General features: G+C 71.9%; 2 protein-coding genes. Both read right to left on the reverse strand.

All coding sequences use genetic code 11. The annotated features are described in order from the left end of the window. Nucleotides 1-4,703 (reverse strand): amino acid adenylation domain-containing protein (locus tag ACFWZ2_RS43300; RefSeq protein ID WP_384555306.1); only part of this gene is annotated, 4,703 nt, incomplete at its 3' end. Nucleotides 4,704-4,715: 12 nt separating this feature from the next. Next, the coding region (locus ACFWZ2_RS43305; RefSeq protein WP_384555307.1) for a phosphopantetheine-binding protein at nucleotides 4,716-5,063 on the reverse strand (348 nt) is incomplete at its 5' end.

The following is a 5,063-nucleotide window of genomic DNA, read 5'->3' on the forward strand; positions in this document are numbered from 1 at the left end:
CCGGACTGTGCCGGGGTGGTGGGCCAGATCTTGGCGAGTGTGCCGAAGCGGGCTTCCCAGGCCTCGATCTCGTCCTGACCGACCTCGACCAGCGGCGCGTCAGAGGGTGTCAGGCCGCCCGCGTCGGGGGTGGTGGCGTGGTGGGCCAGCGCGGTCAGGGCCTGCACCCACAAGTCGGCCAGCTCGGCGACCTCGGTGCGGGAGAGGACGCCGGTGGGGAAGCCGAAGTAGGCGGTCAGCTCCTCGCCACCGCCCGGAGCGGGGGCGGCGACCGCGCTGATCTCCAGGGCGGACAGCACCGGCAGGTCCGCGTCCGGGGCGGCGATCAGGTCCGGGTGGCGGGTGTCCAGCGCCCAGCCCAGGCCGCGCAGTTCGGCGGGGATGTCCGCGCCGGAGGACTTGCCCAGGTAGTTGAACCCGATCCGCGGCTGGGAGGCCGCGGCCAGGGCGGGGGCGGTGGTGGGGTTGAGGTGGCGCAGCAGGCCGTAGCCGATGCCGTGGTCGGGTATCGCGCGCAGTTGTTCCTTGACCGTCTTGAGCGCGCGTGCGGCGGCCGGGCCGCCGGACAGCGCCTCGTCGAGGTCGAGGTCGAGGTCGAGGTCGAGGCCGGTGAGGTCGAGGCGGACCGGGTACATGGCGGTGAACCAGCCCAGGGTGGTGGACAGGTCGGCGCCGGGTACCAGGTGTTCGGTGCGGCCGTGGCCCTCCAGGCGGATGCGGGTGGCGGTGGCGGCCTGGCCGTGCCGCTGGCGCCAGCGGGCCAGCGCCAGGGCCAGGGCGGTGAGCAGGCCGTCGTCGATGCCGCCGTGGTAGAGGGCGGGCAGGGTGTTAAGGAGGGTGTGGGTGATATCGGCGGGGACCTGGATGCGCAGGGTGTCCACGGTGCTCGTGACGTCCCGGGCCGGGTCCAGGTCGCGGGCGCCCAGGAGGGGTTCCTCGCCGGTGAGGATCTCCTGCCAGAGCGGGAGTTCCGCGGTGCGCTGGGGGGTGGTGGCCTGGTCGGCCAGGGCGTGCATCCAGCGGCGCAGCGAGGTCCCGGTCCGTACCGGTGGGGCGGTGTGGGGGGTGTGTGCGGTGTGGGTGTGTTGCCAGGCGGCGGCCAGGTCGGGCAGCAGGATCCGCCAGGACACGCCGTCCACGACGAGGTGGTGCAGAACGATCAGCAGACGGCCCGTGTCAGGCGTGCTGTGGGGGGTGAACCAGATGAACTGGGCCATCACGCCCGTGTCGGGGTCCAGGCGGTCGGCGGCGGCGTCCAGTTCGGCCTGGGCATCGGCGTCGTGCGCGACCTGCCGGATCAGGGTGTCGGCGTTGAGGCTGCCGACCGGCGCCATGACCAGGCCCGGTTCGTTGCGGTCCAGGCGGGAGCGCAGCACGTCGTGCCGGTCCAGCACCACCTGCACGGTCGCGGCCAGCGCGGTCCGGTCGATGCGTGGGGGCAGGGTGACCATCGCGGACATGCACATCCGCCCGATGCCGCCGCCCAGGGCGAGCATGTGGGCCGCGGTGGGCGGCAGTGGCGCCCAGCCCACTCCGCCGCCGGGCAGTTCGGCCAGGGTCTCCCGCTCCTGGCCGGCGCGGGCCTCGACCAGTTCGGCGAGCCGGGCCACCGTGCGCTGTTCGAAGACCTCGCGGGTGGTGACGGACACGCCGCGGGTCTTGGCGCGGGCGACGACCTGGATGGAGCGGATGCTGTCGCCGCCGGTGGCGAAGAAGTCGTCGTCGATGCCGACCTGTTCGGCGCCCAGCACATCGGCGTACACCTCGGCCAGCACGCGTTCGGGCTCGGTGCGCGGGGCGCGGTAGTGGGTGCGGGGGAACTCCGGGGCGGGCAGCGCGGCCCGGTCCAGTTTGCCGCTCGCGGTCAGCGGCAGCCGGTCCAGCACGATCAGCTGCGCGGGCACCATGTAGTCCGGCAGCCGCCGGGCCACGAACCGCCGCAACTCCGCCACCGACACCGTGGCGTCCAGGTCCACATCGCCGTCGCCTGCCCCGCCGTCCACCGGCGCCACATAGCCGACGAGCCGCATGATGCCGCTGTGGTCCTCGCACACGGTGACCGCCGCCTGGCTGATCGCGGGGTGCTGGGTGAGGGCGGTCTCGATCTCGGTCGGCTCGACACGGATGCCGTTGACCTTGACCTGGGCGTCGGCCCGCCCGGCGTAGCGCAGTTGGCCGTCCGCGTCCCACTGGGCCAGGTCACCGGTGCGATACATCCGCGCCCCCACGGGCCCGAACGGGCAGGCCACGAACCGCTCCGCCGTCCCGCCACCACTGCGGTAATAGCCGCGCGCGAGCAGCCCGCCGACATACAGCTCACCGACCACCCCCGGCGCCACCGGCGCCAACTCCGGCCCCAAAATGTAGGCGTGCATGTTGGCCAGCGGCCGCCCGATCGGGATCGCCCCGGTTTCGGGCTTCTGCTCGGGGACCGTGAAGGTGGAGGCGTAGAAACTCTCGGTCTGCCCGTAGGCGTTGACGACCCGCACCCCGGGCAGGGCCTGGTGGGTCTTGCGGACCAGGTCGGTGGAGAGGGCCTCCCCGGCGAAGACGACGGTGTCCACGTCCAGTTGGAGACTGTCCGGGGTGTCGGTGAGCTGGTCCAGGAGAGCGGAGAACACGGTCGGCACGGCGCTGATGGTGGTGCCCGACCAGCTCTCGCGCTCGGCCAGCTCCAGGACATCCCGCACGATCTCGACACTCGCCCCCGAGGTGAGCGCGGTGAAGATCTCAAAGACGGAGACGTCGAAGTTCACCGAGGTCGCCGCGAGCATCCGCGCGCCCGCCCCGACCCCGGCCACCCGCCGCAGATCCCGCACCCCGTTCACCACACTGGCATGGCTGAGGGCCACCCCCTTGGGCGTCCCGGTCGACCCGGACGTGAACATCACATACGCCAGATGCCCCGCCCCCACACCCGCCTCCAGGGCGGCCGGAGCCGGGCCGTCCAGGTCCAGCTCATCGAGATGGAGCAGCGGCGCATCACCCTGCGCGACCGTGTCGGCACTCGCCCGGTCGGTCAACACCAGCAGCGGCTGTGCGGTGTCCAGCAGCAAGTCGACCCGGGCCGCCGGATAGGCGGGGTCGATGGGCAGATACGCGCCCCCCGCCTTCAGCACCCCCAGCAGGGCCACCGCGAGGTCGGCGGAGCGCGCCAGCGCCACCGCCACCAAGGCATCGGGGCCCACCCCGCGCCCGCGCAGCACCGCCGCCAGCCGCCCGGCACGGGCCTCCACCTCCGCATACGAGAAGACGGTCCGGCCGCAGATCACCGCCGGGGCCTCCGGAGTGCGCGCGGCCTGCGCGGCCACCAGCTGCGCCACCGTCACCGACGGCACCGCAGCGGCGGTCTCATTCACCTCGGCCAGCCGCTCCCGCTCGGCATCGGTGCGCACATCCACCGCGCCCAGCCGGGTCTGCGGGTCGGCCACCACCCGGCGCAGCACCCGCACGTACCGCTCGACCAGACCCTGCGCGGTGGCGGGGTCGAAGAGTTCGGTGGCGTACTCCAGACGCCCGTACGCGCCGCCGGCCGGGTCGGGGATGACGTTGAAGAACAGGTCGAACTTCGCCGTCCCGGTGCCCAACGGCACCGGGGTGACCCGCAGTTCGGGCATCTCGATCGGCGACCACGGGAACTGCCAGGCCAGCATCACCTGGAACAACGGCTGATACGACGTGGCCCGCTCCGGACTCAGCAGCTCCACCAGATGCTCGAACGGCAGATCCTGATTGTCATACGCCGCAAGCGCCCTGACCCGCACCTGCTCCAGGAGGTCACCGAACGTCGGGTTGCCCGACAGATCGACGCGCAGCACCCACGTATTGACGAAGAAGCCGATCAGGTCGTCGAGTTGCTCGTCCGCACGCCCCTCGATCGGGCTGCCGATCGTCAGATCGTTCCCGGCACCCAAGTGGTGCAGGAGCACGGCGAGGACGGCTTGGGCGACCATCGGGGCCGTCGCACCGCGGTCCGCCGCCAACTTTCCTATTCCGGCGAAGAGTTCGGGATCCAGGGTGAAGTCGACATGTCCGCCCCGGTGGTCGGCGGAGGTCGGCCGCGGCCGGTCCAGCGGCAACTGCACCGGCTGCGGAACGCCCGCCAACTCCTTGCGCCAGTGTGCGAGTTGGGCGGCGGCGACGCTGTCCGGGTCCGTCGCGTCGCCCAGCAGCTGCCGCTGCCACAGGGTGTAGTCCTTGTACTGCACCGCCAGCGGCGCCCAGTCCGGCGCGCTCCCCTGGTGGCGGGCCGTGTAGGCCGTCAGCAGGTCGCGCAGGAACGGCGCCATCGACGCCCCGTCCGCGGCGATGTGATGGAACACGAACACCAGCACGTGATCCTGCGGAGAGACGCGGAGAACGGTGGCCCGCAAGGGAAGTTCCGTGTCCAGGTCGAACGTCTCGCAGGCCGCCTCGTGCATCGCGGCATCGAGCGCGTCCGCGGCCACGTCGACGACCCGGAACGGGATGACGGCTTCCTCGGGCGGCAGGACCCGCTGCTCCGGCGTGCCGTCCGCATGCTCCACGACCAGCGTGCGCAGACTCTCGTGCCGGGTTGCGACATCCCTCACCGCCGCGGCCAGGGCCGCGGTGTCCAGCGGCCCCTCCAGGCGCAGCACGAACGGGCCGTTGTAAGTGGCGGACGGGCCTTCCAGACGGTGGAGGAACCACATGCGGCTCTGGGCAAAGGACAACGGGATCATCGAACGCTTCTCCTAAACGGTCATCTGTCGCAGCTGGGGCCGGTTCGACGTGGCCATTTCGTCGAGCCGCTCCGCCAACTGGGCCACGGTCGGGTTGGTGAAGACCGTCGTGACCTTCACGTCGACGTTGAGCTCATTGCGTATGCGGCCGATCAGCCGGGTGGCCAGCAGCGAATGCCCCCCGAGGTCGAAGAACCCGGCGTCGATGCCGACCTCCGCCACCCCGAGCAGTTCGGCGAACAGCCGGCAGAGGACTTCCTCTTTGTGGTTGCGCGGCCCGCGTCCGGCCGCGGCCTCGGCGTAATCGGGGGCGGGGAGCGCGGCGCGGTCGAGCTTCCCGCTCGGTGTCGTGGGGAGTTC

Source organism: Streptomyces sp. NPDC059002 (genome assembly GCF_042740435.1).
Taxonomy (GTDB): domain Bacteria; phylum Actinomycetota; class Actinomycetes; order Streptomycetales; family Streptomycetaceae; genus Streptomyces.